This is a genomic window from Micromonospora sp. WMMD1102, assembly GCF_029626265.1.
GTDB lineage: Bacteria > Actinomycetota > Actinomycetes > Mycobacteriales > Micromonosporaceae > Plantactinospora.
The window spans coordinates 5,926,458-5,952,580 of record NZ_JARUBN010000001.1; the positions used below are offsets into that span (position 1 = coordinate 5,926,458).

Here is a 26,123-nt window from a genome sequence, read left to right on the forward strand (position 1 = left end):
GCCGACGACGGTCCGGGCCTGCTGCCGCCACGGAGCGGGAGCGGCGGGGGTATTCGGATACCGGCGTCGGCAGGCCGCCGGCGGGGTCGTCGTCAGCGGCGGGAGTGCCGGAGGGTGCCGACCAGCAACGCGAGGCCGAGCAGGGCGAGCGCGCAGCCGGCGACCAGCAGCGGCACCGGTCCGGCCGGGCGGCCGTCGACGCGTACCGCGCCCATGACGTCGAACGCGGCGACACCGTTCAGCGTCAGGTACCAGATCGCCAGGTACCCGACCTGGAAGATCCGCTCGGTCCGGGTGAGTATCCCGGCGGCATAGGCGAGGGACGGGACGAAGAGCGCACCGGCGCCCCAGGCGGCCAGCCCGGGAGCGTCCACGGCCAGCAGCATCCGGAGCATCGGCACCAGTCCGGTCAGCCCGGCCAGGGTCACCCCGGCGAGCCACTCCGCGAGCATCCGGCGGCGCAGCGCCGGATACGCGCCGAGCAGTCCGGCCAGGCCGTACTCGTGGCTGCGGGTGCCGAGCCGGGACCAGAGCAGTACCGGCCAGATCCAGGCCAGCGGCAGTACCACCGTCGACACCGCCGGCAGGGGTGCCAGCCCGCCGGCCAGGGCGAGCAGCAGTACCCCGAGCCACCACCAGCGGGACCCCGCACGGCGCAGTACCCGCAGCTCGGCGCCGAGCAGCCGGCCGAGGCCGTCGACTGCGGGAAGCCCGCCGAGGCCGTCGACCGCAGGAAGCCCGCCGGGGCGTACCCGGGTGGTGCTGTCGGCGGCGCGGCCCGGCTGTGGCGGGCCGGGTTGACGCCGCCCGCCACGGATCCAGGAGGGCGCCGCCTCGGCGAACCGTGGCCGGGCCGGTGCGTCCCACCCCACGCCCGCCGGGCCCGGCCCCGCCGCGACCGGTAGCGACGGCCCCGCACCGGGCGGGACGGCTGGCCGGCGCCGGCCGGCGCGGGCCGGGTCGAACCGGCCGAACCAGAGCGCGGGCAGCACCGCCATCCCGACCGCGATCAGACCGAGCAGCAGCCGTTGCCCGACGAAGGCGGCGTCCGGGACGAAGCCGGACCACTCGATCGTCCGTAGTGGAGCGTCGAGGTACATCAGGCCGAGGCTGAACTCGCCGCCCGGCCCCAGTCCCGCGTCGACCAGCCGGGCCCGGATCGAGCCGGCCACCTGCTGCACACCGAGCCCGCCGAGCGGCGCGTCCGGATCCTGCGCCAGGATCATCCCGATCATCGCCAGGAAGAACCAGACGACGTTGCCGAACCCGGTCCGCAGCGGCCGTACCGTCTCGAAGAGCACCGCCGCCGCGGCGGTGACCGCCAGTACCGGCAGGGCCAGCAGGCCGAACGGCAGCAGCAGTGCGACCGGGTCCACCGCCCGGTCCTCGCCCCGGGCGAGCTGCATCAGCACGGCGGTGCCGGCGAGGACACCGAGCATCGAACCCAGCACCAGCAGGTTGCTCAGGAACTTTCCGAGCAGGTAGCCCGGCCGGGACAGCGGGGTGGCGGCGAGAAGCTCGCCGACCCGGGTGCGCTCGTCTCGGACGACGGCACCGCGCACCACGTAGAAACCGGCGAAGGCCAGCCAGAGTGCTCCGGCGAGCGCGGTGACCGTGCCGACGTAGGCACTGTTGTAGACGCCCCGGTACTCGTCGCCCATGTTGAACACCACCCAGCGGCCGTCGACCGCCGGCACCGCCAGATAGCCCAGGCCGACCGCGGTGGCCAGCACCATCGCGTACGCCGGGCGGCGTACCCGCTCGCGGAAGTCGGCGACGGCGATCGCGCCGGGCACCCGGACGCGTACGGGCACCCGTACCGCCGTCGCGGCGGGGGCGGTCACCGGGGCACCGGCCACGTCTGGTGCCCGCCGTGCGGGTGGGGCCCGGTGGATCGGTCGTCGGGCCCGGTGGGACCGCCGCCCCCGGCCCGCCGGTCGTGCCCGGCAGGAGGGTCGTCCCCGGCCCGCCGGTCGTGCCCGGCAGGAGGGTCGTCCGCGGTGGACAGGGTCGGCTGGTGGACGGCGTCCAGGTAGGCGTCCTCCAGGTCCGGCGGGACCGGGCTGGCGGCCGGGCCGGGCGACTGCGCCGAGAGCAGCCGGACGCGCACCCCGAAGCTGGTCCGGACGAGCCGGCTGACCAGGTGACGGGCCTGGATGCGCGGCACCTCGGCCGGGTCGGCCAACAGTTCCCAGACCCGCCCGTCGGTCGCCCGGAGCAGTTCCTCCGGGCTGCCCTGGCGGCGTGTCCGCCCCTGCGCGACGACGACGATCCGGTGCGCCACCGACTCGATGTCCGGGACGATGTGCGTGGATAGCACCACCACCCGGTCGACCGCCAATTCGCCGAGCAGGTTGCGGAACCGCACCCGCTCCTCGGGGTCCAGCCCGGCGGTCGGCTCGTCGACCACGATCACCCGGGGGTCGGCCAGCAGGGTCTGCGCGATGCCGACCCGGCGCAGCATCCCACCGGAGTACCCGCCCAGCGGGCGGCGGGCGGCGCTGCTCAGGTTGACCAGCTCCAGCAGTTCGTCGACCCGGGTCCGGGCGGTCCGCGCCGGCAGCCCCTTGGCGGCGGCGAGGAAGCCCAGGAACTCCCGGGCGGTCAACTGGGGATAGACCCCGAAGTCCTGCGGCAGATAGCCGAGTACCCGACGCAGCCGGTCCGGCCGGGCGAGTACGTCGGCGCCGTCGAAGCTGACCCGACCGCTGGTGGGCCGGGTGACCGTGGCGGCGATCCGGATCAGCGACGACTTGCCGGCTCCGTTCGGCCCGAGCAGGCCCAGCAGCCCCGGTCCGAGCCGGAGCGTCACGCCGTCGACCGCCCGGTGTCCACCTCGGTAGACCTTCACGATGTCGTGCAGTTCGAGCACGTGCCCTCTCTCCTCCTTCGGACGGTCCGGCGCCCCGGTCCGGCGTGGGCGCGGTGCCGGCCGGTCGTGGCAGCTGGTGCCGAGCGGTCATGGCGGCTGGTGCCGGCCCGTCGAGCAGACCATCCGGGGCGGGTCGAGGGCACTGGCGGCAGACACCGGATTCGGGGTAGGGCTGGACATACCCGAGGACTATCGCCAGCGCCCTTCGGGCGAGGCGAGCGGAGCACTAGCGTTGGTGCCGTGACCCGGCCCCGCCCCCGTACCCTGCTGGAAGCCGTCGCCCGGCGCCGGTTCCCGCTGACCGGCTGGCCGTGGCGGGCGCTCGCCTACCTGCTCGGCACCCCGCCGGTGGCGTTCGCCGCCGGTGTCCCGCTCGCGCTGCTCGGCCTGCCCTGGCTCTATCTGCTCGGCCGGGGCACCGGGATCACCGAGCTGCCGCTCGGCACGCTGGCGCTGCTGCTGGCGCTCGGTGCGGTACTGCTCGGCGGGCTCGGCCCGCTGGTTGCGCTGCCGCTGGCCGGGCTGGAGCGGCTCCGGCTGCGCCTGGTCGACAACCGCCCGGTCAGCTCTGGACACCGGCCCGTCCCCGCCGCCGACCCGTGGTCCTGGCTGCGGACCCGGTACGCCGAGCCGGCCACCTGGCTGGCGCTGCTGCACGCCGGCCTGCTCGGCACGGTCGGGCTGCTCCTCTCGGCCACCGCCGGTGTGCTGCTGCTCCTGGTCGCGGTGCTGGTCGCCGGCCCGGTGCTGCTGCACACCGGCGACGGCCCGATCTCGATCGGGTTCGCGCGGATCGACACCGTCGCGGAGGCGGTGCCGTACTCGCTGCTCGGGCTGGTGCTGCTGGCCGTCTCGCCGTACCCGCTGGCGATGCTGGCCGCCGGGCAGGGGGCGCTGACCCGGGCACTGCTCGGCGGCGCCGGTGGCCAGGACCGGCTGCGCACCGAGCTGGTCGAGGTGGCCCGGTCCCGGGCCCGGCTGGTGGACGCGTTCGAGGCCGAACGGCGCCGGATCGAACGCGACCTGCACGACGGGGCGCAGCAGCGGCTGGTCAGTCTCACCCTGCAACTCGGGTTGGCCCGGCTGGAGATCCCGGCCGGCAGCCCGGGTGCGGCGGCGGTGGCGGACGCGCACGAGCAGGCGAAACTCTTCATGACCGAGCTGCGGGAGCTGATCCGGAACATCCATCCCAAGGTGCTCACCGACCGGGGCCTGCCGGCGGCGGTACGCGACCTCGCCGACTCCTCGGCGGTGCCGGTGACCGTCGAGGCGGAGTTGCCGGCGCGGCTGCCGAACCCGGTGGAGGGGACGGCGTACTTCGTCGTCGCCGAGGCACTAACCAACGTCGCCAAGCACAGCGGGGCGACGGCGGCCACGGTCACGCTGCGGCTGCGGGGCGAGCGGTTGACGGTCGAGGTCGCCGACGACGGTCGCGGCGGCGCCGAGCCCGGCCATGGCAGCGGGTTGACCGGACTGGCCGACCGGGTGGCCGGAGTCGACGGAAGAATGCTGCTGTCCAGCCCGCCGGGCGGGCCGACGCTGCTGCGCGTGGAACTGCCGTGCTGATCCGGGTGGTCCTCGCCGAGGACGGCGTACTGCTCCGGGAGGGGCTGGCCGGGCTGCTCGGCCGGTTCGGCTTCGAGGTGGTGGCCGCCGTCGCGGACGCGGAGGCGCTCGGCGCCGCGGTCGAGGAGTACGCCCCGGATCTGGTGTTGACCGACATCCGGATGCCGCCGGACTTCACCGACGAGGGGCTGCGGGCGGCGGTACGGCTGCGCCGGGCCCACCCCGGGCTGGCCGTGGTGGCGCTGAGCCAGTACGTCGAGCAGAGCTACGCCGCCGAGCTGCTCGACTCCGGCGGCGGTCGCGGGGTCGGCTACCTGCTCAAGGACCGGGTGGTCGACGTGGCGGAGTTCGTCGGCGCGCTCCGCCAGGTGGTCGCCGGCGGCACCGTCGTCGACCCCGAGGTGGTACGCCAACTGCTGCGGCGGCGGCGCGACCCGCTGGCCCGGCTCTCCGGCCGGGAGCGGGAGGTGCTGGCGCTGGTCGCCGAGGGACGCTCCAACGCGGCGATCGCCCGGGTGCTGGTGGTCTCCGAGGCGGCCGTGGGCAAGCACGTCGGCAACATCCTGGCCAAACTCGACCTGCCGCCGACCGAGGACACCAACCGACGGGTACTCGCGGTGCTGGCCTACCTCACCGACCGGTAAGGAAGGGCCCCCGCATATCGTTTCTGTATATGCGGGGGCCCTTCCTTACCATTCAGTCAGACCTGGCCGGGATAGAAGCCGTGCCGGGCGAGTGGGCCGATCAGCTGTGCCTCCTCGTAGGCGAAGTGCGACAGCAGGGTGTCGGTGAGCAGGTCGATCGCCTCGCTGATCGGGCCGTAGTCGGTCGGGTTGCGGGCCAGGTGCACGAGCGCCGCGTCGACCCCCTCCAACACCTCGTGGATCGCCAGGTGCTCGGAGTGCAACCGGTCCAGTACGGCCGCCAGGTCCGGCTGGCTGCGCCGCAGATGCGGGAAGACGCCCTGACTCTCCATGGTGTGATGGGTCGCCACCGCGCGGCACTGGGCCTGGCAGACGCCGCCGAGGGTCCAGTCGTTGGCCCGGACGGTCATCACGTTGATCTCGTCGCGGGCGTCGCCGATCGCGGCCGTGCCCTCCCTGACCTGCTGGAGGAGGTCGCGGACCTGCCGCAGTTCCGCCCGGTAGTGGTCGTGCACGTCGACGAGGTGCCGGCCGGCGTACCGGCCCTGGTGCGTGAAGGTGACCTCCGGCGGCGGCTCGGGTGCGTTCGGTCGGGTCGACTCGTCCAGCACGCTCTTCGGGCTGAGCCGCTCGGTCGGCGGGGCGGTCGGCAGTACGCCCGTCCGCCGGGTCAGCCAGTGCTGCTTCTCGGTGGTCATGACCTGCCTTCACGATCTTCCGGGACCTTGACGATCTTCCAGGCGATCTTGATTATCCGACACCTGCGTCCGGGTGAAGATCCGCAGGGCGGCGCTCCTCCGGCCGGGCCCACCAGCCGGGCGGCAGACCGGTCGGGCGGCGGTAGGTTGGAGGCCGTGGCCGAGGCGTACTCGGTCGAGTCTCTCCGGCCCCGCACGGCCCGGCACGCCGGACGGGGCCGGGCCGGACTTCGGAGGGCGACGTGGCGAGCTGGCGGGAGATCGAACAGGACGCCCCGGGCTTCGCGGCGCGGGTGCGGGAACGCTTCTCGGCCGGTACCCACAAGAGCATCGCGACGCTGCGCCGGGACGGCTCGCCCCGGATCAGCGGTCTCGAACTCGAGTTCGGCGACGGAGAGGTCACACTCGGCATGATGAGCGGCTCGATGAAGCTGCTCGACGTGCGGCGGGATCCGCGGATCGCCGTGCACAGCCCGACCATCGACCCGCCCGGGGACGCTCCGGAAAGTTGGTCGGGTGACGCCAAGCTCGCCGGCCGGGTGGTCCCGGTGCCGCCGCCGGCCGACAACCCGCACGAGAACGCCGGGTTCTTCCGGATCGACATCAGCGAGGCGGTGCTGACGTACGTCGGCACGCCCGCCGACCATCTCGTGATCGAGTCGTGGCACCCGGGTACCGGTTGGCGGCGACGCAGCCGGGACTGAGCCGCTCGGCCCGCCGGCCGCTGCCGTGGGCGCACGGGCACCGGCCGGTACGGTGGGTGCGATGCCGTACCCGACCGGCCCGGAAACCTCCGGGCGCACGTCCTTTTCGGACAGTGCGGGATCGATCGTGGTCACCGGCGGCGCCCGTGGCGTCGGCCGGGCGATCGTGGAGCGGCTGCTCCGCACCGCCGACCGGGTGGTGGTGCTCGACCAGGACCGTGCGGCACCGGCCCGGCTCGCCGACCATCCGGCCGGGCCACGGCTGGTGGTGGTCTCCGGTGACGCGGCCGACGAGGCGGTGACGGAACGCGCCGCCGACGAGGCGACCGCCGCCGGACCGCTGCGCGGCTGGGTGAACAACGCTGCCGTGTTCCGGGACGCCTCGCTGCACGACACCCCCGCCCGGGAGGTACTCGACCTCATCGGGGCGAACCTCGACGCCACGGTGCTGGGCTGCGGGACCGCGATCCGCCGCTTCCTCGGCACCGGCGTCCCGGGCGCGATCGTGAACGTCTCGTCGCACCAGGCCCAGCGGCCGGTGCCGGGCTCCCTGCCGTACGCGACGGCGAAGGCGGCCGTGGAGGGCCTGACCCGCGCCCTCGCCGTGGAGTACGGCCGGTACGGCATCCGGGTCAACGCGGTCGCCCTCGGTTCGATCACGACCGAGCGCTATGCCGCCCTGCTGGCCGCGCAGGACCCGGCCGGCGTCGAGCGGATCGAGCGGGACATGCGCCGGCTGCACCCGATCGGCCGGATCGGTCGCCCCGAGGAGGTCGCCGCCACCGTCGCGCACCTGCTCTCGCCCGAGGCGAGCCTGCTCACCGGAGTCGTGCTGCCGGTCGACGGCGGACGCTCCGCGCTCGGCCTGGATCCCGAGGCGCCCTGACCCGGCGGACCCGGGCAGCGGGGCCCGGTCACCCGCCCCAACCTGCCCGCCCCGCCGCCGGCCCGAACCCTGCCCGCCCCCGCCCAGCCGGCCCGAACCCTGCCCGAGCTGCTCAGCCGGCCCGGGCCGCGCGCCAGCGACGGGCGGTACGGTGCTGCTGCCTGGCTTCCTCGCCCGCCAACCCGTGCGCCTTGCCGGCCGGGGTCGGCAACCAGCGCCGGAGCTGGGCTGCCCGGCTGGCTGCGGCGAACGCCTCTTCCCGCAGGCTGCGAGCTGCCGCGGCGGCCACCTCGGCGTCCCGCCACGCGGTCCGCTCCCGCTCCTCGGCTACCCGGTGCGCGGCGAGCAGGCTGTCCCGGGCCGCCCGGCGGAGCAGGATCTCCTGCTCGGCCGGGTGCCGGCGCGGGTCCCAGCCGTTCCGGTTGGCCAGCGCGTCACTGAGTTGCAGCACCGTCAGCTCCTGCCGGGTGCAGGCCACCATCGCGGCGCGGTGCAGGAAACGCTCGCGGTCGGCGTACTCGGCCGGGGTGCGTGGGGTCTGCGGCTCGGGCAGTACGGCGGTGGCGCCGAGCCGGCGGGCCGCCGCATCCGCCGCCTCGTACGCCTGCCAGGTCGTCTCGACCGTCTCCTGCGCCGCCAGCCACTCGTCCCGGCGGCGCTGGGCGGTGACCGCCGACCGCTCGGCGGCGACCGCCACCTCCTCGGCGTACCGGTGCAGTTCCGCCGCCCGGGTCACCAGCCGCTGCCGGCGCCCCTCGGCGTCCCGGACCGCCACGTCGTAGCCGGATTCGTCGGCTGGCTGGGCGGTGACCGGGCCACCCGGGCGGACGACCAGCCAGATGCCCGCGGCCAGCGCGAGCCCGAGCAGGACGAGCCAGAGAGTGGTGGACCGGATCACCTCGATCAGGAGGTCGGACAGCAGGTTTTCCATTGCGGCACCTCACGGGGTGGACGATGCGGACGAGAGTCGACGAGGCCGGACCGGACGCGCCTCGGGCGCGGTGCGGTCCTCAGCCGAGCGGGGGTGCGCGCGGCCCGGCCACCCGGGCGTACGCGTCACCTGCCGGCCATCCCCCGACCGCCGCCCCGACCAGCGGCCGATCCGGCTGCCCGCCGAAGAGGGCGGCCGGGACCTGCACCGTCGACACCACCGAGCCGGCCGCGACGGGCTCCTGCTCGCTCGGCGGCGCGCTGACGAGCGTCGCCGATGGCTGCTCGGCCACTGCCACCGGCGCGTCGCCGGCAACACCTGACGCTTCGTGGCGGGCTGTCCGGGACGATCCGCCGAGTGCCAGCGGCGAGCGGAGCCCGTCCACAGTCGACTCCGCTACGGAGGTCGACTCCGCTACGGCGGGCCGCGACTCGGCCGCCGCGAGGGCGGGGCCGGAGAGCCCGGCTCGGGCGCCACCGGCGCCCAGCAGCAGGCCCATCAACACCAGGGCGGTCACGAACCGCACCGACCGGCACGCTATCCACCACACGGGGCGGACCAGCGCGACGGAAGACACGCACCCCAACCTACCCCGGGTCGCCGGCAACCGCTCGTCGAACCGGAGCGGCCCTGGTCACCCCAGCCGGAGGAGCCCGAAGCGGCTCGGGTCGCCGCCCCAGACGGACGGTTGCGCCGTGAGCGAATCCGGCCGGTCCCGGCTGGCCTGCGCAGACCTCGCCACCCATGCTTGTCCGATGACGGAGCGGGGCATCGTGTTGTGGCTGCCGGGTGGGGGCTGGCGTGGCTGGTCGGACGAGGACGGCGCGGCGCTGGCCGGGCACGGGCTGACGGTGGTGCAGGGCCGTTACCGGCTGAGTACCGAGGCCACCTGGCCGGCCCAGCTCGACGACGTACGGGCGGCGGCGCGGGAGCCGCTGGCCCGGGCCAGGTCGGCCGGGCTGCCGTTCCTGGTCGCCGGTGACTCGGCCGGTGGCCACCTGGCCCTGCACCTCGGCCTGCGCGGCGTGACCGAGCCGGGCGACGTGGACGGCGTACTCGCCTTCTGGTCGCCGGTCGATCCGCTCGACGAGGAGTGGCTCCGGGCTCGTGGCGACGACAACCCCTGGGTGGCACTGCTGGGTCACCGGCCCGCGGCCGGCGATCCGGCGACCGTGGACGTGATCCCGTCGAGTCACGTCGGCAACAGCCGGGTACCGGTGTTGCTGGTGCACGGCGTGGCGGACGCGGCCGTACCGGTGGGCCAGGCGGTCGCGCTGACCTCGACACTGCTCCGGGCCGGTCATCCGGTGCACTCGCTGGTCACGCACGGCGGGCACGCACTGCCGCTCGACCGGCCCGACATCCACGCCGTCACGGCGGCCTTCCTCGGCGCCAACCTGCCCGGCTGACCCTCCACACCGGACGGTCCGTGGTGCGGGCGCCCAGCCCGTCCGGCCGGGCACTCGCCCCGGGTGGCCGGGCGGTCAGCCGCGCAGGGCTTCGAGCCGGGGCACCAGGTCCACCGGGGCCGGCATCGCGGCCATTTCCTGGCGTACCTCGTCGGCGGCGGAGCCGAGTGCCGGATCGGTGACCAGCCGGTCCAGCACCGCACCAGTGATCTCCTTTTCGGGTACGGCCAGTCCGGCCCCCCGGGCCGCCACCAGCTCGGCGTTGTGCCGGCGGTCCCCGGGGCCGGGCACCACGAGCTGCGGTACGCCCGCGGCCAGCGCGCCGAGCACCGAACCCGCCCCGCCGTGGTGCACCACCCCGGTGCAGTACGGCAGCGCGGCGTTGATCGGGATCCACTCCACGGTACGGACGTTCTCCGGCAACGACTTCAGCCGCGACACCCGCCGGTCGGGGCGGACCAGCACGACCTCGGCGTCGGTGTTGGCGGCGGCCCGGACCACGGCGGTCATCAGCGCTCCACCGCCCGGCCCGGCCACCGTGCTGCGGCTGACCAGGATCCGCGGCCGTCCGCCCGGCTCCCGGAGCCAGTCCGGCAGCTCACCGACGCCGGTCGGCGGCACGCCGCGCAGCTGCCAGCCGGCCCGCCCGCCGACCACGCTTGGCGGAGCGACGGTCAGGATGGCGGCGCTCGGACGCAGGCTGCCGATCCCGCTGCGCTGCTGGGCCCGGACCAGCCGGGCGGCGGTCACCCGGACCAGTTCGGCGCCGTCGAAGAGGGAGTTCTCGTGCAGTACCGCCGGCACCGCCCGGCGGGCGGCGGCGAGCGCGCCGGCCACGGCCAGCGGTTCGTGCACGACGAGATCGGGTTGCCAGCGGTCGGCCAGGGTGACCAGGCCGTCGACCATCTGCTCGTTGGCCGCACCGAAGAGCAGCGCGACGCCCCGGGTGCCGCCCCGGCCGGCCAGCTCGGCGCGGGCGATCATCGGATGGCGCAGCATGGTCCGCCGCGCGATCCAGTCGAACCGGAAGCCGGGGGCGATGTCCTCGACCGGCAACCCCGTCCGGCGTACGGCGAGCCCGTCGCCGCCGGTGGCGACCAGCACCTCGTGCCCGGCGTCCCGGATCGCCTCGGCGAGCGGCACCATCGGGAAGACGTGTCCGAGCAACGGTGCGGAGGCGAACAGCACTCGCATGTGATCAGCCTAGTGAGCGCCGTGCCGCCGGCCGGCACCGACCAACGGGCGGCATAGCGGGAGCGCACTAGATTGCCGTGCAAGCTAGCTGGCTGTGCTACCTTCTTCGCCGTGGATCAGGAGCGCCGTGGCCAGTGGCTGCGCGGGGTGCTCGACCTGTGCGTCCTCGCCCTGCTGCACCGCCGGGAGTCCTACGGATACGAGTTGGCCCAGTCGCTCGACGCGAGCGGGATCGGCCCGATCCAGGGCGGCACCCTCTATCCGGTGCTGCTCCGGCTGCAACGGACCGGCCTGGTGAGCGCGCAGTGGCGGGAGGGGGCCGCCGGGCCGGCCCGCAAGTACTACCGGATCACTCCGGCCGGCGCCGAGACGCTGCGCCGGACGGCCGTCGACTGGGACGCCTTCGCCAGCGGGGTGGGGACGGTCCTGCGGGAGGTGGGGACACGGTGAACTCCGACGGATGGCTTCACGCGCTCACCGGTGAACTGCACCGGCGCGGCCTCGACCCGGACCTGTCCCGGCACGTCGTCGCCGAGGCCGCCACCCATCTGCGGGACAGCGGCGAGCCGCCGTTGCAGGTCTTCGGCCCGCCGTCGGCGTACGCGGCGGCCGTCGCGGAGAGCCTCGGAGCGGCCCAGCCCGGCAGCGGTGTCGGGGTGGCCCGGGTGCCGAGCCCGGGACCGGCGTCGACCGCCGGCCCGGTCCGGCTGGAGGTGCGCGGCATCACCAAGCGCTACCGACGGCGGCCGGTGCTGACCGGGGTGGACCTGACCGTCCGGGCCGGCGAGATCGCCGCCGTGGTGGGGGCGAACGGCGCCGGCAAGAGCACCTTCCTGCGGATCTGTGCCGGCCTGCTCAGCCCCGACGCCGGACACGTCCGGGTGTACGGCGCCCTCGGCTACTGCCCGCAGTCCGGCGGCACCAGCGACTTCCTCTATCCCGAGGAGCACTTCGTGCTGGTCGGCGCCGGCCGCGGGCTGGACCGGGCGCAGGCGCGGGCGGCCGGCCGGACGCACGCCGCCGCACTGGACTGGGAACCCGCCGGCCGGACCCAGGCCCGGCACCTCTCCGGCGGCACCCGGCAGAAGCTCAACCTGGTGATGGCCGCGCTCGGCGAGCCGGACGTGCTGCTGCTGGACGAGCCCTACCAGGGCTTCGACCGGGGCACCTATCTGGACTTCTGGCAGCAGCTCTGGCGGTGGCGGGCCGACGGGCGGGCGATCGTCGTGGTGACCCACCTGCTCAACCAGCTCGACCGGGTCGACACCGTGCTCGACCTCACCCCGGCGCGGGAGGTGTCGGCATGACCAGGATCTGGACGGTGGCGGAACTGGCCCTGCGCGAGGTGCTCCGCCGCCGGGGCGTACTCGTGATCCTGCTGCTCTTCCCGCTCGCCTTCTACTTCGGCCGGCGGGACATGCACACCGGGCAGTCGATCCGGTTCGTCTGCCTCGGGCTGAGTTGGGCGCTGAGCGCCGCCGCGCTCTTCACCGGCAGCGCCGCCCGAGGCATCGAGCCCCGGCTGCGGCTCTCCGGCTATCGGGCGCACCACCTGCACCTGGGCCGGCTGCTGGCGCTCTGGACGGTCGGCGTCGTGCTGTCGGTGCCGTACTTCCTGCTGATCCGCTTCGACCGGCACGACGTCCGGTACGGCGCCATCGCGCTGATCATGGCGCTGACGGTGGCCACCGCCGTCCCGTTCGGGCTGGCGCTGAGCGCGATCCTGCCCCGGGAGTTGGAGGGGACGCTGGTGCTGCTGATCGTGGTCGGATTGCAGATGGTGATGGACCCGTCCGACACCGCCGCCCGGGTGCTGCCGTTCTGGTTCAGCCGCGAGATCGGCACGTACGCGATCGACCACACCGACAGCGGTTATCTGACCCGCGGCCTGGTGCACGGCGTGGTCCTGGCCCTGACGCTCACCGCCCTGGTGGCGGCGGCCTCCGGGATCAGGCTGCGCCAGCGCCGGCACCTGAGATTCGAGTGACGGCCGGATCAGCCGTGCTGCACGGCCGGATCAGCCGTGCTGCTGCTTCGCCAGGCTGACGAACGCCTGCCATGCCACCGGCCCGAAGGCCAGGGTGCCGCCGTCACGGTCCTTGGTGTCCCGGACCAGCACCCGGCCGGACAGGTTGTCGGCCACCTCGATGCAGTTGCTTGCGCCGTTGCTCCGCGTCGACGTACGCCAGCGGGGGGTCTCTACGTCCATGACTCCATCGCCTTCCTGAGCAGTTCGAGGCTGGCGCCCTGCGGTAGAGCGTACTCCCGGACAGCCTCCCAATGCCGTTCCAGGACGGCCATCCCGGCCTGGTCCTCTACCACGGTGCCCTCGCCCGGCCCGTCCTTAACGCCGACCGTGCGACCGTGCACGGTGGCGAGCCCGATCGGCCCGTCCAGGCCGGCGTACGCACCGACGTGGGACGGCACCACGAAGACGCTGACGTGCGGCAGAGAACACGCGTCGACGACCGCACGCAGTTGCTCGTGCATCACCGCCGCACCGCCCACCGGGCGGTAGAGGAGACCCTCGTCGAGCACCGCGACCACCCGGGGCGGATCCTCGCGGCGGAGGATCTCACCCTGGGCCATCCGGACGGCGACCGCCTCCTCCAGCGCGACCCCCGACTTCGTGGTGCCGATCAGCGCACGGGCGTACCCCTCGGTCTGGAACGGTCCCGGCAGCACGGCGAGTTCGAAGTAGCGCAGCATCGACGCCTCGCGCTCGTATTCGAGCCAGGGCCGCAGCCACACCGGAGACTTCTCGCCCAGCACGAACTCCTGGTAGAAGTCCAGCAGACCCGTCCGGTACACCCGGTCCACCGGTCCGAGATAGTCCGGCAGCGCGGGCCGCTCGCCGCGCTCGACGGCGCCGACGTGGGACGCCGAGAAGTGGATGCGCTCCCCCCACGACTCCTGGGAAAGCCCCAGCGATTCGCGCACCCGGCGCAGCTCCCCTATCAGATAACGGCTACCGCTCATAGACCTTCACGTCCCCCAATCCGTCACGACGAACTCCGATCTCGTACGCGATCACACCAGAAACCCTCCGTGACCACGTCGTCTCCCGAGGTCACCGGCCATCTTCCTGCGCTGGGGGCCGGCAGTCCAGGGTGGATTCCAGGCATCCATTCGCGAACCGCCCTTCAGAGGCGCCGACGGGAGGCACGACATGAAGCACCTGCGCGCAGCGAGGCCCCGACACCGCCGGGCATGGTGGCGATGCTGGCTCTACTGCCGATGCGGCCACCGCTGGATCTGCCCGGACTCGATCGCGTCGACGCCCGGCCCCTACCGGCCGACCGCGCCAGCCACCAGCCACACGTCGCCGTCGCCGGTCTACCGGGACTGCTGGTCCACGCCGCGCAGCACCCCCGTCAGGCTGACCAGCACCGAGGCGGCAGAGATCCTGGCCCTGGCGGACCCCCCGCCACCCGCCCGGCCCGGAAACCGACGACCCCGGTGGGACGCGCCGACGAACCCGCACCTCAACAACGGCCGAGCCGGCAACCTCACCCCAGCCGGTAACCGCACCCCGGCCCAGCAGCGCCGCTCCCGGTCCGGCGTCCGAGCCTGACCCATGATCGGGCCGTGGGCACGATGGGAACGGCACGCCGCACGACGCCGCACGAGAGCGGCCCGCGCACCCACCGGGCACGACCCCGACGGGCGGTACCAGTGCCAGGTGTGCGAACACACTCCCTGGCCGTGTGCCACAGCGCGGATGGATCTCCTCAAGGACTTCGAAGGAGATCGCGTGGCCCTACTGAGCTACCTCGGCGTACACCTGACCCGGGCGCTACAGGCGCTGCACGACACGCACCCCGCCCTCGTCGTCAGCCAGATCATCTATTGGGTGCCCCGACGCCGACCCTGACTTTCCACTCATCACCCCATGGCCCGCCCCGGACACCTTCCCCCACAGTCCGGGGCGGGCCGCTTCGGGCGGAACGAGTGCCAGGGCACAGGGTCGAGTTCAGTCCGCCGGCTCTCTGGCGGGTGGGTCGAGGAAGAGAGCCAGCCGGTCGACGCTTACCGCGCTGACCAGCAGCCGCTCCTTGCGGTTGCCGAGCAGCCGGGCCGTCCAGTCGACGAAGCCGCCGTCGCCGAGTTCCACCCGCTCGCCGTCGACCACAGCGCCGATCTTGAAGCACCACCCGGTGTAGTAGCCCCGGCCACCGGAGCGGTCCGGGTCGTCGCGCACGACGACCCTCGGGGAGTCCGCCAGGGCGGCCCGAGCCGCCTCCGCGATCGGCACCGCCGCCGGGTCCAGCACGGTGAGGGCGATGTCGACCTCCTGCACCCCGGCCGCCTCCAGCGCCGCGCAGAGGATCCGCAACTGCTCGCCGCAGCTGCCCCGCTCGAAGGCCACACTTCCGGTGTCCCGGCCGGCGGTGACCAGGGCGAGGAGGCTGAAGTGCGCGAACCTGCCGGCCCCGGCGAACCGCTGGGCCCGGATCACCCGTTGCAGGGTGGCCAGCCGCACCGGCGGGGCCGAGCGGCCGTCCCGGGCGAGCAGTTCCCGGCGCCGGACCGCCGCCTCCAGCGCCAGCCCGTTGGTCGGATCGGCCGCCACCTCGCTGCCCCGGATCGTGGCGAGCACGTTGTTCTGGTTCAGTCCGGCGACCGCGGAGTGGGTGCCCAGCGGCGTGACCGGGGCGAGGGTGAGCAGGTCGTACTGGTCCGGGATGGCGGAGAGCAGCACGTCCTCGGCCCGGCGCAGCCGGCGGAACCCGGCCTGCGCCGGTGCGACGAACCGGTCCTCCGTGTAGCGGCGCAGCACGTCGGCCGGAGTCAGGAAGCCCGCCCGGGTCCGGAACGCGGCCAGCAGCAGCGTCACCAGGTCCGAACCGGACAGTCGTACGCCCAGGGTGCTCAGGATCTCGGCGCCGCCGGCCTGGCGCAGCACCCGGGCCAGCGCGGCCCCCTCCACCGTGTCAGGATCCGCCATCGCATATCGCTATCACGACGGATCCCGGTTCACCACCCGGAATTCCGGTTCCGCCGCCGACCGGGCGGATCACTCGGGTTCCAGACGCACCCGGTTCCAGCGCCGACCCGCCGGGTCACTCGGGTTCCAGGCACACCCGACCCCGGCCGAACGCGTCGGTCTTGCCCCACCGGCCGGGAATGTCGATCAGCTCGATCCGGCCGAGCCGCTCCGGGATCGCCGGGTCGACTGTCAGGTGGTCCTCGTGCGGCCGCAGCCCGAGCAGGGTACGCAGCAGCATCAGCGGTGCCCCCGCCGACGAGGAGAACGGCCCGCACGCCCGGGGGTACTGCACCGGATACTTGGTGAGCTGCCGGTCGTAGCCGGCGAACGCCTCCGGCAGCCGGCCGCCGAAATACCGGGACGCCTCGATCATCGTCACCGCCAGCCGGGCCGCCTGCTCTGTGAAGCCGTACTTGCGCAGCCCCCACGCGATGATGGAGTTGTCCCACGGCCAGATCGCCCCGGTATGGTAGCCGATGGGGTTGTAGGCGGGGTTGTGTCGGGCCAGGCTCCGGACCCCCCAGCCGGAGAAGAGCGGCCGGCTGAGCAGGTGCTCGACGACCTGTTCGGCCCGGGACTCCTCCACGATGCCGCTCCAGAGCAGGTGCCCGATGTTCGAGGAGAGCGCGTCGACCTGACCGCCCTCGGCGTCCAGGGCGAGCGCGAAGTAGCCCCGGTCGGCGATCCAGAAGTCCCGGTTGAACCGGGCGCGCAGGTCGGCCGCCTCCCCTTCCAGCCGTTCCGCGTACGCCGGGTCGTTCCAGAACCGCCGGGCCAGCCGGGCACCCCGGATCTTCGCGTCGTAGGCGTACCCCTGTAGTTCGCAGGTGGCCCGGGGCTTGCCCGGCAGCCGGCCGTCGGAGTACATGATGGCGTCCGGGGAGTCCTTCCAGCCCTGGTTGACCAGGCCGCTGGGACTTCGGCACTCGTACCAGACGTAGCCGTCGTCCATCAGGTTGCCGTACGTGTCGATCCACGCGAGCGCCGAGCGGGCCTCGTACTCCAGCATCCGCACCGTGGCGACGTCCCCGGTCCACCGCTCGTACTCGTCGAGCAGCACCACGAACAGCGGCGTGCAGTCCGCCGCCCCGTAGTACGTCGTGTACGCGCTGTCCTCGAAGCCGCCCGGCTCGCCGTACCGGACTTCGTGCAGGATCTTGCCCGGCTCCTCGTCCCGCAGGTCGTCGATCCGGCCGCCCTGCAACAGGGCGAGCACGCGCAGCGCGCTGAGGGCGATCTGTGGGGTGAACGGCAGCGTCTGGAGGCCGGTGACGATGCTGTGCCGGCCGGAGACCGTCATGTACCAGGGCAGTCCGGTCGCCGTCAGCTTCCCCTGGCTGGTCAACCCGGTGTACTGCAACGCGGCAAGGTCGACCAGGCTGCGTCGGTAGGTCTCCTTCAGCGCGTCCGAGTCACAGGTCAGCTTCGGGGTACCGGTCAGCCACTCGCGCAGGTCGCGGTGCTTCTCCGGCCGGTTCCGCTGGTAGCCGCGCAGGTTCTCCCGGACGTCCCGGCCGCCGGCACCCCTGATCGTGCCGAGCGCCTGGATGGTGGTGGACCACTTTCCGTGCGGGCCGAGTTCGACCCGGAAGGTGAGTCCCTCGGCGTCGATCTCGGCCGGCTCGCTGCTGGTGACGATCGTCTCGGAGACGTGCTTGTCCCGCTGGTGACACAGCCGCAGCCCGCCCGAGGTGACGAACTTGGCGGTCCGTCGCGTAAGGGGGCGGGCCTCCCGGGCGTCGAAGACGTCCGCGAAGTCGCAGTCGACCTCCATCCGCAGCGTCAGCGTCACCGGCTCGTCCCGGTGGTTCAGCACCGTCAACTGCTCCTCGAAGGCGCCGCTGAGCGACCGGTGCCGGATCACTGAGGTCTTCGCGTCGACGTAGTGGGTCGGCTCGCCGGGCACCAGGAAGAAACGGCACTCGAAGTACTGGAGGTCGTCGACGGAGAGTGCGTGCAGCCGCTCGCCGTCGATGGTGAGGACCCACTTGGAGAGGAAGCGGGTGTCCCAGGCGAAGAGCCCGGTCGGATAGTCGGGCGACGGGTCGACGTCACCGCGGGTGTCGCTGAGCATGAAGGTGTTGCCGTCCAGGATGCTGACCAGGTTCTTCACGGTCGTTGCCCCCGCTCCCGGGCCACCCGGCGGGCCGCGAACCGCTCCCGGATCCGCTCCCGGGGATCCCGGGTGCCCGGCGGCGACGGAAAGGCCCGCCGGAACATCAGCAGCAGTGCCAGGCTGCCCCGCACGGTCAGCTCGTTCCGGTTGTACGCGGCGAGCACCTGCGTCTCGCCGGTCGCCAGGCGGTCGAAGAGCCCCCTGTCGGTGGCGACCACGCAGTCGGCCTCCCGCTCCTCGTGCGACACCAGCACGTTGCCCCGGTTGATGGCGACGAACCAGTGCTCGGCCCCGTCGTCGCGTTGCAGGTCGAACCGGATCGTCCCCCTGGACGCGGTCGGCAGCAGCTCCGGCCCGTGCTGCTCGACCCGGGCGAAGAACTCGGCGGTCGGATCCGCCATCGGTGCCTCCCTTCCGACTCGTCCGGCACACGCATCCGCTGGTGCTGGGGGGGACACCTGGCTAGTCGAGCATGTGCGGGGGCGTCTGGCCGTGCTCCGCTCGGCCGCGCCCGAAGGCGTCGATCAGACCCCACCGGCCGGGGATGTCCAGCAGTTCCATCCGGCCCATGTGCTCCGGCAGGGCCGGGTCGACGACCAGGTGCTCGCCGTGCGGGTCGAGGCCCAGCAGGGTCCGGATCAGCAGCATCGGGGTTCCGGTGGACCACGCCTGCGGGCTACAGGCCGTCGGGTACTGCACCGGGTACTTCGTCAGCGCCCGGTCGTAGCCGGCGAACGCCTCCGGGAGCCGGCCGCCGAAGTACCGCGCCGCGTCGATCATGGCCTCGGCGATCCGGCCCGCCTCGTGCCGGAAGCCGTAGCGGCGCAGCCCCCAGGCGATCAGCGAGTTGTCGAACGGCCAGACCGTGCCGACGTGGTATCCGATCGGGTTGTACCGGCCCTCCCCCTCGGCCATGGTCCGCACCCCCCAGCCGGAGAAGAGCCGTGGACCGAGCAGGTGCTCGGCGACCTTCGCGGCCCGGTTCTCGTCGACGATGCCGCTCCAGAGCAGGTGCCCCATGTTCGAGGTGAGCGCGTCGACCTGGCCACCCTCGGTGTCCAGGGCCAGCGCGTAGTACTCGCCGTCGGCGACCCAGAAGTCCCGGTTGAACCGCTGCTTCAGCTCCGCCGCCTCCCGCTCCAGGCGGTCGGCGTAGACCGGGTCCTGCCAGTAGAGCCGGGCCAGCCGGGCGCCGCGCATCTTCGCGTCGTACGCGTAGCCCTGTAGCTCGCAGGTGGCCCGGGGGAACGCCGGCAGCCGCCCGTCGGAGTACGAGATGGCGTCCCAGGAGTCCTTCCAGCACTGGTTCTCCAGTCCGTTGCGCAGGTTCCGCCGCTCGAACCAGACGTAGCCGTTGCCCATCATGTCCGCGTACCGGTCGATCCAGTTCAGCGCGGCCCGCGCCTCCTGCTCCAGCGTCATGACCAACTCGACGTCCCCGGTCCACTGCTCGTACTCGTCGAGCAGGATCACGAAGAGCGGGGTGGAGTCGGCGGAGCCGAAGTAGGGCGAGTGCGGCTGCTCCTCGAACGCGGTCGACTCGCCGTACCGGATCTCGTGCAGGATCTTGCCCGGCTCGCGTTCCCGGAAGTCGTCCAGGCTGACTCCCTGGGTCATCGCCAGATAGCGCAGCGTCGGCCCGGCGAGTTCCGGAGTGAACGGCAGGGTCTGCAAGCAGGTGATCAGGCTGTCCCGGCCGAACATGGTCATGAACCAGGGCAGGCCGGCGGCCGGCAGTGGCGGCCCGGAGAGCAGCGGCGTGTACCGCAGCGCGGCCAGGTCGATCAGGCTGCGCCGGTACGTCTCGGTCAGCGGCTCGCTGTCACTCGTCAGCTTCGGCGCCCGCTCCATCCACTCGTCCAGGTCCCGGCGCAGCGTCTCCGGGGACCGGCTGCGGTGCCGCTGGATGCTGAGCCGGATGTCCCGGCCACCGGCCCCTTCCACCAGGGTTTCCACCCGCAGCCGGGTCTGCCACTGCTGGTGCGCCCCGATCCGCAGGGTGAAGCTCAACCCGCCCCGGTCGAAATCGGCGGGCGCGGTCGAGGTGATGACCGCTTCCCGCCGGAACGTCTCCCGCTGGTAGCAGAGCCGCAGCCGGTCCTGCTCCACGAACACGCTGGTGCCGCCGGCCTTCTCCCGGACGTCCTTGATTTCGAAGAGGTCGGCGAAGTCGCTCTCCACGTTGATCCGGACGGCCAACTCGACCGCCCGGTCCTCGTGGTTGAGCACGGTCAGGTCCTCGACGAAGCTGCCGCCGACCGTACGGTGCCGGATCACCGACAACTTGGCGTCCACGTAGTGCGTCGGCTCGCCCGGGACCAGGAAGAACTGCGACTCGAAGTACTGGAGGTCGTCCACGGACAGCACGCTGAGCCGGTGCCCGTCGAGGGTCAGTTCCCACTTGGAGAGGAACCGGGTGTCGAACGAGAACAGTCCGGTCGGGAAGACCGGCGACGGGTCGATGTCGCCCCGGTCGTCGCTGACCACGAAGGTGTTGCCGTCGAGGATGCTGACCAGTGGTCTCATGGCCGTTGCCCCCGCTGCAGCACCCACTGCCGGGGTTCGTGCGCACCGGGCGGGCCGGGCACCAGGTGGTTCAGGTAGGGGAACAGTTGGAGGTCCCCCTCGACGGTGAGCCGGTTGCGCAGCAGCGCCGCGAACGTGTCCGCCTCGCCGGACGCGATCAGGTTGAAGAAGGTCCGGTCGGTCCGGATGGTGCAGTCCGCCGGCCGGGCCGCCTGGGCGGCGCTCACACTGCCGGCGCTGAAGACCAGCAGCCAGACGTCGACGCCGGTGTCCGATTCGAGTTCGAAGCGGACGGTTCCCCGGATCTTGCTCAGCAGCGGCTCCGGGGGCCGGTGGTTGAGCCCTTCGAAGAACTGCGTGCTCTGGTCCATCGCCCTGCCCTCCCACGCCCTGCTCGCCCGGGCTGGCGCAGCCCGACGAGCCCGGCGACGCCGTTGTCACCCGGACCCGTCGGGCTGGTCTCAGTTGTTCGGTTCATCGGCGCTGATGTCGGCGAGCACGGACTGCGGTTCCCGCTCGACCGCGAGGTCGCCGAGGGAGACCAGGCCGATCAACCGGCCCTCCTCCACCACCGGCAACCGCCGTACGCCGTACGTGCGCATCAGGTCGGCGGCGGCGACCGCGTCGTCGTACTGCGACACCGTGATGACGTCCTGGCTGAGGATCTCGCTCAACGTGGCGCTGGACGGGTTCAACTGTTCCGCCACCCCGCGCACCGTGATGTCGCGGTCGGTGACGATTCCGATCACGTCGTCCCCGTTGGTCACGATCACGTCGCCGATGGCGCTGTCCCGCATCTCCTGGGCGGCAGCGGTGAGCGTGTCGCCGCCGTCCATGGTCACCAGGCGGGTCGTCATGAACTCTCCGACGGTCGTCATCCTGCTCCCCTCTCAATGTCGGCCGGGGGCGGTCTACCCGGGCAGGCCACGACGTAACGCCGCGGCGCCCGCCCGGACAGGTCGCCACCGGGCGACACTCCGCCCTGACGGGACCAGGCGTGCGGTCTCAGGCACGCAAGGGGCGAGAGCGGCCGAAGCGGGCACGGCGGAGCGGAGCCGGGAAAGGGCCACCGAGGGGGAAGGCCAGCGAAGGAGAAGGGCCGGAGAAGGGGGGAAGCGGGGGCCTATGCGCGCGGGGGTACGCCGTACACGCGGTCGACCGGGAGGCGCAGCACGAGCCGGCGATCCGCCACCATCGCCCGGCGGTAGTCGTCCCAGTCCGGGTGCTCGCCCTGGACCGCCCGGTAGACGTCGATCAGTTCCTCGACGGTCGGGTCGGTCAACCCGGCCGCCACCGGGGTCAGCTCGGCGGTGCCCTCGGCGACCGCGTACGCCCAGCCGTCGGCCGTACTGACCTGGAAGCTGGCCCTGGGGTCGCGGCGCAGGTTGGCGGTCTTGGCCCGGCCGTCCGTGCCGCCCACCTCCCGAGCCAAGATCGCTCCCAGCGTACCGCTGCCCGGTCCGCCGGCGGACCCCTCAGCGGGACTCGGCGGCCACCAGTTCGGCGATCTGCACGGCGTTCAGCGCCGCGCCCTTGCGCAGGTTGTCGTTGGAGCAGAAGATGGCCAGCCCGTGCGGGACGGTCTCGTCGACCCGCAACCGCCCGACGTACGTCGGGTCCTGCCCGGCCGCCAGCAGCGGTGTCGGTACGTCCGCCAGCGCCACCCCGGGCGCCCCGGCCAGCAGTTCGCGGGCCCGGTCCGGGCTCAGCGGCCGGGCGAAGCTGGCGTTCACCTGCAACGAGTGCCCGGTGAAGACCGGCACCCGGACGCAGGTGCCGGAGACCTTCAGCTCCGGGATCTCCAGGATCTTGCGGCTCTCGTTGCGGAGCTTCTGCTCCTCGTCGGTCTCCGCCGACCCGTCGTCGACCACCGAGCCGGCCAGCGGCAGCACGTTGAAGGCGATCGGCTGGGTGTACTGCCGGGGGGTCGGGAACTCGACGGCCCGCCCGTCGTGGGTGAGCGCGGCGGCGCCGTCGGCGACCTTGCGGACCTGCTCGTCCAGCTCGGCGACCCCGGCCAGCCCGGAACCGGAGACCGCCTGGTAGGTGGCGACCACCAGGCTGACCAGTCCGGCCTCGGCGTGCAGCGGGCGCAGCACCGGCATCGCCGCCATCGTGGTGCAGTTCGGGTTGGCGATGATGCCCCGGGGACGTGCCCCGGCGGCGTGCGGGTTGACCTCGGCGACCACCAGCGGCACCTCGGGGTCCATCCGCCAGGCCGACGAGTTGTCGATCACCACCGCGCCGGAGTCGGCGACCCGGGGGGCGAGCGCCTTGCTCGTGCCCTTTCCGGCCGAGAAGAGCGCGATGTCCAGGCCGGTGTAGTCGGCCGACTCCGCGTCCTCGACGGTGACCTCGCCGTCCTGCCAGGGCAGGGTGCGCCCCGCCGACCGCGCCGAGGCGAAGAGCCGCAGCTCGTCCACCGGGAACTGGCGTTCGGCGAGTATCCGCCGCATCACGCCACCGACCTGCCCGGTGGCCCCCACAATGCCGATCCTCATACCGCGAGGCTACCCAGCGGCCCGGCGACCCCGGCAAGCCGATCACCGGCCCGCCCAGCATCCGGGCTGTAAGGAAGGGCCCCCGCTTATCGCTTTTTGTATAGGAAGGGCCCCTTCCTAACAGGTGTGGCGGGGTAACGCCGGCGGGCGGCCGGGCCACGTCGCAGCGCACGCCCGGCCGGATCAGTTTCGGGGGGCCGGTCAGCCGGCCGCGTCGACCACCTCGCCGAGCCCGCTGGCGACCAGCTCGTCCCGGATCAGCGCCGCGTCGCCCTCGACCACCAGGGTCAGCCCCTGCGGGTGCAGGTGCGTGCCGGCCGCCGCCGACACCGCCGGCTCGGCCGCCGACAGCAACCGCTCGCGCAGCGTCGCGTGGTAGTCGTCCGGCAGGTCGTGCACGACGAGGGTGGCGAGCGCGCTGGCGATGGCCCGGGGAGCCTGCAACTCCACCGAGAGCTGCCCGGCCCGCCAGGCCCGGGCGACCGCCAGCTCCGGCTCGGTCACCCCGGCGTCCCGGGTACGGGTGATCTCGCCGACCGCGTCCACCAGGGCCGGCACGGTCACCGCGGTCTGCACCCCGGAGCTGACCACGAACCGCCCGAACCGCCGGGAGTGGCCGAACTCGGACCTGATCCCGTACGTGTAGCCGCGTACCTCCCGGATCAGGTGGTTCAGCCGGGAGGTGAAGGCCCCGCCGAGCACCGTGGCGGCGAGCGTCATCGGCACGTAGTCGGGGTGGGCCCGGTGCGGTGCCGGGTGCCCGAGCCGCAGCGTGGACTGGACCGAGCCGGGACGGTCGACCAGGATGATCCGCCGCTGGTCGCGTACCCGCACGTCGAGCGGGGGGCCGGCGGGCTCGGCGTGCCCGTCCGCGCCCGCGAAGGCGGTGCTGGCGAGCTGGTCGAGGTCGATCCGGTCGAGGTCGCCGACGACCAGCAGGGTGCCGAGCCGGGTCAGCCAGGCCGCGTGGAACGAGGTCACGTCGTCGACGGTGACCGCCGCGACCGAGTCGGGATCGCCGTCCATCGGGCGACCCGGCCGCTGGTCGGCCCCGAACAGGTCCGCCCGGAGCGCGGCGTCGGCCCGGGGCCCCGGGTTCGCCCAGTACATCCGCAGCGCGGTGACCTCGTCGTCGCGTACCCGGGTGATGTCCGCCGGGTCGAGGCGCGGGGTCCGGACGGCCTCGGCCAGCAGCTCCACCGCGGCCGGCAGCCGCTCCACCGGCACCTGCACGCTCACCTGGAACGCGTCCCAGTCGTTGGCGATGGTCAGCTCGGTGCCGAGCCCTTCCAGCGCCAGCGCGTACGCCGTGGAGTCGCGCCGGGTCGTCCCCTCCTCCAGCGCCTTCGCCAGTACCCCGGAGAGCCCCTCCCGGCCGACCGGCTCGCGCCCGGCGCCGCCGTCGAGCAGCAGCACCGCGACGGCGAGGTGGTGCCCCGGCAGGTGGGCGGCGACGACCCGGCCACCGGCCACCGTCGCCCGGACCACCCGGGGGAAGCGGTACGGCCGGGCGGCCCCGGCCGACGGCCGCTGCGCGGTCAGGATGGGACCGGGCTCGGTCATGACGCCTCTTCCTGGGTCTCGGGCCGGTAGATCAGGGTGGCCCGGTCGGTGGGGCCGAGCAGCTCGGCGGCGAGCGTGCTCACCTGCTCGGCGGTGACCGAGAGCCAGCCGGGCAGCCGGTCGGCGGCCCGGGCCGGGTCGCCGAGCTGGGTGGCGTGCCGGCCGAGGATGTCGGCCCGGCCGTCCACGCTGGCGAGCTGCCGCCACCAGGCGGTGGTGAGCAGCGCCTTCGCCCGGTCGAGTTCGGCGGCGGTCACCCCGTCGGCGAGCCCGTCCAGCACCTCGACGAGTCCCGCCTCCAGCTCCTCGCCGGTCACCCCGTCCCGAGCGGTGGCGGTGACGATCAGCGGAGCCGGCGCGTACGCCAGGTCGACGCCGAACGCGCCAACGCTGTCCGGCTGGGCGAGCCGGGCCCCGTCGGCGAGCCGCTGGTAGAGCCGGCTGCCCCGGCCGCTGCCGAGCAGCGTGGCCAGCACGGTCACCGTGTCGTAGCCGGAACCGCCGAACGGGTGCGTCCGGTGCGCCAGATAGACCCTCGGCGCCGGCACGTCCGCGTCGACGACCTCCCGGACCGGTGCCCCGGTGGCCGGCACCACCGTCCCGTCCGGGGCCGGCGGGATGTCGGCCTGCGGCACGAGCCGGCCGAAGTAGCGCTCGACGAGTGCGTGGACCTCGTCCGGCGAGGCGTCCCCGGCGACCGTCAGCACCGCGTTGTTCGGCGCGTAGTAGGTGGTGTGGAACGCCTGGAAGGTGGCCAGGTCGGCGGCGTTCAGGTCGGCCATCGAGCCGATCGTGGCGTGGTGGTAGGGGTGGCCGGGCGGATAGAGCAGCGGCAGCAGGCGCAGCCAGGCGTCCCCGTACGGGACGTTCTCGTAGCGCTGCCGCCGCTCGTTCTTCACCACCTCGCGCTGGTTGTCCAGGGTCTCCTGGGTCAACGCCGGCACCAGGCCGCCCATCCGGTCCGCCTCCAGCCAGAGGGCGAGCGCGAGATGCTCCGACGGCAGCGTCTGGAAGTAGTTGGTCCGGTCCGGGTTGGTGGTCGCGTTCAGCGAACCACCGGAGCCCTGCACCAACCGCATGTGCTCGGTCTTGGCCACGTTCACCGAGCCCTCGAACATCAGGTGTTCGAACAGGTGGGCGAAGCCGGTCTGGCCGGCGGGCTCGTGTCGGGAGCCGACGTCGTACCAGAGGTTGACGGCGACCACGGGCGCGCTGCGGTCCTCGCTGACCACCACGCGCAGGCCGTTGTCCAGCCGGGTGGTCTCGATCGGCCAGGGATAACCGGTCTCGGGCATGGCCCCGACGCTATCCGATCGCCCCGCCCCGATGCCGCCAGCCCCGCCGGGTCGGATCGGCCCGGACACAGTGGCCGGTACGGCTCGCTCCCGAGGCTTCGTACCGGGTGGAGGGATGTTCACGACCGGCCGCGGGCGCCTATCGTGCGAACACCCCCGTGGTTGGTCGATGGATTCGACCCGGTGGCAGGAACGCCCGCGCGACCGACCGGCGCCCGGAGTAGTCCC

26 protein-coding genes and 1 pseudogene are annotated in these 26,123 nt (G+C 73.3%); 9 read left to right on the plus strand and 18 right to left on the minus strand.

Going from position 1 to position 26,123, the window contains the following annotated elements; all coding sequences use genetic code 11:
- Nucleotides 1–92 precede the first annotated feature (92 nt).
- Together O7626_RS26570 and O7626_RS26575 are read right to left on the minus strand one after the other, a co-directional pair.
- Nucleotides 93–1,844, minus strand: a complete 1,752-nt coding sequence (locus tag O7626_RS26570) for an ABC transporter permease (protein ID WP_278063807.1) — start codon at nucleotides 1,842–1,844, stop codon at nucleotides 93–95.
- Nucleotides 1,841–2,872 (minus strand): ATP-binding cassette domain-containing protein, encoded by a 1,032-nt coding sequence (locus O7626_RS26575; protein WP_278063808.1) that lies wholly within the window; start codon nucleotides 2,870–2,872, stop codon nucleotides 1,841–1,843. Before O7626_RS26575 ends, O7626_RS26570 begins: the two co-directional genes overlap by 4 nt.
- A gap of 240 nt (nucleotides 2,873–3,112) precedes the next feature.
- Between O7626_RS26575 and O7626_RS26580 the strand changes: the two genes are divergently transcribed.
- Both O7626_RS26580 and O7626_RS26585 read left to right on the plus strand, forming a co-directional pair.
- Nucleotides 3,113–4,438 carry a sensor histidine kinase gene (locus tag O7626_RS26580; protein WP_278063809.1) on the plus strand — a complete coding sequence of 442 codons (1,326 nt, stop codon included), beginning with the start codon at nucleotides 3,113–3,115 and terminating at the stop codon, nucleotides 4,436–4,438.
- Nucleotides 4,438–5,082 (plus strand): response regulator transcription factor, encoded by a 645-nt coding sequence (locus tag O7626_RS26585; protein WP_278066328.1) that lies wholly within the window; start codon nucleotides 4,438–4,440, stop codon nucleotides 5,080–5,082. Before O7626_RS26580 ends, O7626_RS26585 begins: the two co-directional genes overlap by 1 nt.
- Before the next feature lie 56 nt (nucleotides 5,083–5,138).
- On the opposite strand, the gene O7626_RS26590 is transcribed toward O7626_RS26585, so the two are convergent.
- Nucleotides 5,139–5,780, minus strand: coding sequence for a hemerythrin domain-containing protein (locus O7626_RS26590; protein WP_278063810.1), 642 nt, complete (start codon nucleotides 5,778–5,780; stop codon nucleotides 5,139–5,141).
- A 242-nt stretch (nucleotides 5,781–6,022) separates the two neighbouring features.
- Between O7626_RS26590 and O7626_RS26595 the strand changes: the two genes are divergently transcribed.
- Both O7626_RS26595 and O7626_RS26600 read left to right on the plus strand, forming a co-directional pair.
- The gene (locus O7626_RS26595) at nucleotides 6,023–6,484 is read left to right on the plus strand and encodes a pyridoxamine 5-phosphate oxidase (RefSeq protein ID WP_278063811.1); all 462 of its coding nucleotides are present in this window, start codon (nucleotides 6,023–6,025) and stop codon (nucleotides 6,482–6,484) included.
- A 61-nt stretch (nucleotides 6,485–6,545) separates the two neighbouring features.
- A complete protein-coding gene (locus O7626_RS26600; protein WP_278063812.1) occupies nucleotides 6,546–7,370 on the plus strand; it encodes an SDR family oxidoreductase in 825 nt (274 codons plus the stop codon).
- Between the two features lie 112 nt (nucleotides 7,371–7,482).
- Here the strand turns inward: O7626_RS26600 and O7626_RS26605 are convergent, their stop codons facing one another.
- Together O7626_RS26605 and O7626_RS26610 are read right to left on the minus strand one after the other, a co-directional pair.
- Nucleotides 7,483–8,301: a hypothetical protein gene (locus O7626_RS26605; RefSeq protein ID WP_278063813.1), complete on the minus strand. Its 819-nt coding sequence runs from the start codon at nucleotides 8,299–8,301 to the stop codon at nucleotides 7,483–7,485.
- A 79-nt stretch (nucleotides 8,302–8,380) separates the two neighbouring features.
- The gene (locus O7626_RS26610) at nucleotides 8,381–8,827 is read right to left on the minus strand and encodes a hypothetical protein (protein ID WP_278063814.1); all 447 of its coding nucleotides are present in this window, start codon (nucleotides 8,825–8,827) and stop codon (nucleotides 8,381–8,383) included.
- A 229-nt stretch (nucleotides 8,828–9,056) separates the two neighbouring features.
- Here O7626_RS26610 and O7626_RS26615 point away from each other — a divergent pair, with 229 nt between their 5' ends.
- Nucleotides 9,057–9,710 (plus strand): alpha/beta hydrolase, encoded by a 654-nt coding sequence (locus O7626_RS26615; RefSeq protein ID WP_278063815.1) that lies wholly within the window; start codon nucleotides 9,057–9,059, stop codon nucleotides 9,708–9,710.
- 75 nt (nucleotides 9,711–9,785) lie between these two features.
- Here the strand turns inward: O7626_RS26615 and O7626_RS26620 are convergent, their stop codons facing one another.
- Nucleotides 9,786–10,904, minus strand: coding sequence for a nucleotide disphospho-sugar-binding domain-containing protein (locus O7626_RS26620; protein ID WP_278063816.1), 1,119 nt, complete (start codon nucleotides 10,902–10,904; stop codon nucleotides 9,786–9,788).
- Between the two features lie 111 nt (nucleotides 10,905–11,015).
- On the opposite strand from O7626_RS26620, the gene O7626_RS26625 reads away from it, so the two are divergent.
- Genes O7626_RS26625 through O7626_RS26635 form a run of 3 tightly spaced genes read left to right on the plus strand, consistent with a single transcriptional unit; the run spans nucleotide 11,016 to nucleotide 12,891 of the window.
- The gene (locus O7626_RS26625) at nucleotides 11,016–11,354 is read left to right on the plus strand and encodes a PadR family transcriptional regulator (protein ID WP_278063817.1); all 339 of its coding nucleotides are present in this window, start codon (nucleotides 11,016–11,018) and stop codon (nucleotides 11,352–11,354) included.
- Nucleotides 11,351–12,211 (plus strand): ATP-binding cassette domain-containing protein, encoded by an 861-nt coding sequence (locus tag O7626_RS26630; protein WP_278063818.1) that lies wholly within the window; start codon nucleotides 11,351–11,353, stop codon nucleotides 12,209–12,211. Before O7626_RS26625 ends, O7626_RS26630 begins: the two co-directional genes overlap by 4 nt.
- Complete coding sequence (locus O7626_RS26635; RefSeq protein ID WP_278063819.1) at nucleotides 12,208–12,891, plus strand: hypothetical protein; 684 nt, start codon at nucleotides 12,208–12,210, stop codon at nucleotides 12,889–12,891. Before O7626_RS26630 ends, O7626_RS26635 begins: the two co-directional genes overlap by 4 nt.
- Nucleotides 12,892–12,921: 30 nt before the next feature.
- On the opposite strand, the gene O7626_RS26640 is transcribed toward O7626_RS26635, so the two are convergent.
- Both O7626_RS26640 and O7626_RS26645 read right to left on the minus strand, forming a co-directional pair.
- A complete protein-coding gene (locus O7626_RS26640; RefSeq protein ID WP_278063820.1) occupies nucleotides 12,922–13,113 on the minus strand; it encodes a DUF397 domain-containing protein in 192 nt (63 codons plus the stop codon).
- Nucleotides 13,104–13,844, minus strand: a complete 741-nt coding sequence (locus tag O7626_RS26645) for a helix-turn-helix transcriptional regulator (RefSeq protein ID WP_278063821.1) — start codon at nucleotides 13,842–13,844, stop codon at nucleotides 13,104–13,106. The genes O7626_RS26640 and O7626_RS26645 overlap by 10 nt, the downstream gene beginning before the upstream one ends.
- Before the next feature lie 229 nt (nucleotides 13,845–14,073).
- Here O7626_RS26645 and O7626_RS26650 point away from each other — a divergent pair, with 229 nt between their 5' ends.
- The gene (locus O7626_RS26650; protein WP_278063822.1) at nucleotides 14,074–14,478 is read left to right on the plus strand and encodes a hypothetical protein; all 405 of its coding nucleotides are present in this window, start codon (nucleotides 14,074–14,076) and stop codon (nucleotides 14,476–14,478) included.
- A 399-nt stretch (nucleotides 14,479–14,877) separates the two neighbouring features.
- Here O7626_RS26650 and O7626_RS26655 read toward each other — a convergent pair whose 3' ends face one another.
- The 10 genes and pseudogenes from O7626_RS26655 to O7626_RS26700 all read right to left on the minus strand — a co-directional run bounded on the left by O7626_RS26655 (nucleotide 14,878) and on the right by O7626_RS26700 (nucleotide 25,895).
- A complete protein-coding gene (locus O7626_RS26655) occupies nucleotides 14,878–15,852 on the minus strand; it encodes a hypothetical protein (protein WP_278063823.1) in 975 nt (324 codons plus the stop codon).
- 115 nt (nucleotides 15,853–15,967) lie between these two features.
- On the minus strand, nucleotides 15,968–18,007 hold the full coding sequence (locus O7626_RS26660; RefSeq protein WP_278063824.1) for a glycogen debranching N-terminal domain-containing protein: 2,040 nt from the start codon (nucleotides 18,005–18,007) through the stop codon (nucleotides 15,968–15,970).
- A complete protein-coding gene (locus tag O7626_RS26665; protein WP_278063825.1) occupies nucleotides 18,004–18,411 on the minus strand; it encodes an SCP2 sterol-binding domain-containing protein in 408 nt (135 codons plus the stop codon). The genes O7626_RS26660 and O7626_RS26665 overlap by 4 nt, the downstream gene beginning before the upstream one ends.
- Nucleotides 18,412–18,472: 61 nt before the next feature.
- Nucleotides 18,473–20,536 (minus strand): glycogen debranching N-terminal domain-containing protein, encoded by a 2,064-nt coding sequence (locus O7626_RS26670; RefSeq protein ID WP_278063826.1) that lies wholly within the window; start codon nucleotides 20,534–20,536, stop codon nucleotides 18,473–18,475.
- Entirely contained in the window at nucleotides 20,533–20,907 is a 375-nt protein-coding gene (locus O7626_RS26675; protein WP_278063827.1) for an SCP2 sterol-binding domain-containing protein, read from the minus strand. Before O7626_RS26675 ends, O7626_RS26670 begins: the two co-directional genes overlap by 4 nt.
- A 90-nt stretch (nucleotides 20,908–20,997) precedes the next feature.
- The gene (locus O7626_RS26680; protein ID WP_278063828.1) at nucleotides 20,998–21,414 is read right to left on the minus strand and encodes a CBS domain-containing protein; all 417 of its coding nucleotides are present in this window, start codon (nucleotides 21,412–21,414) and stop codon (nucleotides 20,998–21,000) included.
- Nucleotides 21,415–21,659: 245 nt separating this feature from the next.
- A pseudogene (locus O7626_RS26685) lies at nucleotides 21,660–21,938 on the minus strand (PPOX class F420-dependent oxidoreductase); the annotation flags it as partial.
- Between the two features lie 73 nt (nucleotides 21,939–22,011).
- Nucleotides 22,012–23,037 (minus strand): aspartate-semialdehyde dehydrogenase, encoded by a 1,026-nt coding sequence (locus O7626_RS26690; protein WP_278063829.1) that lies wholly within the window; start codon nucleotides 23,035–23,037, stop codon nucleotides 22,012–22,014.
- A 201-nt stretch (nucleotides 23,038–23,238) separates the two neighbouring features.
- On the minus strand, nucleotides 23,239–24,600 hold the full coding sequence (locus O7626_RS26695) for a pitrilysin family protein (RefSeq protein WP_278063830.1): 1,362 nt from the start codon (nucleotides 24,598–24,600) through the stop codon (nucleotides 23,239–23,241).
- Nucleotides 24,597–25,895, minus strand: a complete 1,299-nt coding sequence (locus O7626_RS26700; protein WP_278063831.1) for a pitrilysin family protein — start codon at nucleotides 25,893–25,895, stop codon at nucleotides 24,597–24,599. The genes O7626_RS26695 and O7626_RS26700 overlap by 4 nt, the downstream gene beginning before the upstream one ends.
- Nucleotides 25,896–26,123 lie beyond the last annotated feature (228 nt).